General features: G+C 67.0%; 1 protein-coding gene. It reads left to right on the top strand.

Going from position 1 to position 1,426, the window contains the following annotated elements:
- Positions 1-166 precede the first annotated feature (166 nt).
- Positions 167-1,405, top strand: coding sequence for an IS701 family transposase (locus QSK32_RS45270; protein WP_285475557.1), 1,239 nt, complete (start codon positions 167-169; stop codon positions 1,403-1,405).
- Positions 1,406-1,426: the final 21 nt, after the last annotated feature.

Here is a 1,426-nt window from a genome sequence, read left to right as displayed (position 1 = left end):
TACTCCAGCAGGAGATCCGTTTTGAGCTGCTGTGGCGGTGCGGGTTTGTCCGTGGACAGCAAGCAGCCACCGCTGAGTCTCGGTGGTTGTGTGGACCCCGAAATCGGCGGTGGCTGCCGCCTACAGCGTAGATGCTCAGCGATGGTCTGAGCTGTTCGACGAGTTGATGAACCCGATCGGGGCACGTTTCTCACGGCCGGAGCCGCGCAGCCGGGTCCGGGGCTTCCTGCAAGGACTCCTGGCCCCGTTGCCGGCGAAGAACTGCTGGACGATCGCGGAGCACGCCGGTGATGAGGGGCCGGGTGGGATGCAGGACCTGATCGGCCGGGCGGCCTGGGACGACTCTCTGGTACGTGCTGATGTCCGTGACTTCGTCGCTCGCCGGCTCGGGCATCCGGACGCGGTCCTGGTCATCGACGAGACCGGCGATCTGAAGAAAGGCCGGCACACCGTCGGTGTCCAGCGGCAGTACTCCGGCACCGCCGGGAAGATCGAGAACTGTCAGCTGTCGGTGCACCTGTCCTACGCTTCCCCGCACGGGCATACCCTGCTCGACACCGCTCTCTACCTGCCGAAATCCTGGACCGGTGATCCTGAAAGGCTGACCGGGGCCGGTGTCCCCGACGACGTCCGGTTCGCCACCAAACCGCAGCTGGCCCGCCGGCTGATCGAGACCGCACTGGCCGGCGGCCTGCCCTGCCGATGGGTCGCCGGCGACGAGGCGTACGGCGGCGACCCGGCACTGGCCACCGCACTACGCGGCCACCGCCTCGGTCACGTCCTGGCTGTCGCCTGCTCGCATCGCATGCCCACCGGTATCGGTACTCAACGCGCTGACCAGATCGCCGCCGGCCTGCCCGCCCATGCCTGGCAACGGCTGTCAGCCGGCGAAGGCGCCAAAGGCCACCGCTACTACGACTGGGCGTTCATCGCCCTGCCCCTGGCCGCCGACCAGCACGCCGGGCACCACTGGCTGCTGATCCGCCGCAACCGCAGCACCGGTGAACTCGCGTTCTACCGCTGCTGGTCACCCGAACCCGTCGCGCTACGCCATCTGGTCACGGTCGCCGGACAGCGGTGGACCATCGAAGAATCGTTCCAGGCCACGAAGACCGAACTCGGCCTCGACCAGCATCAACACCGCCGCTGGACGGCCTGGCACCGCTGGACGACCCTGGTCATCGCCGCGCACGCCTTCCTCGCCGCCGCGAGCACCCTCTGCACCGCCAACGCCGAAGGCCTGATCCCGATCACCGTCAACGAACTCCGCAGCCTCTTCCACGACCTGATCATCAAACCCGCAGCGAACATCACCACCGTGATCACATGGTCCATCTTCCGACGCCGCCACCAAAACGCTGCCAGGACCAGCCACTACGAACGACAAGCCCTCACCGAACCCTGAAACGGATCTCCTGCTGGAGTA

It is taken from the genome of Actinoplanes sp. NBRC 101535 (assembly GCF_030269225.1).
Classification (GTDB): domain Bacteria; phylum Actinomycetota; class Actinomycetes; order Mycobacteriales; family Micromonosporaceae; genus Actinoplanes; species Actinoplanes rectilineatus.
The sequence above is the reverse complement of the archived record's forward strand: the minus strand, read 5'-3'. Positions and strand labels throughout refer to the sequence as shown.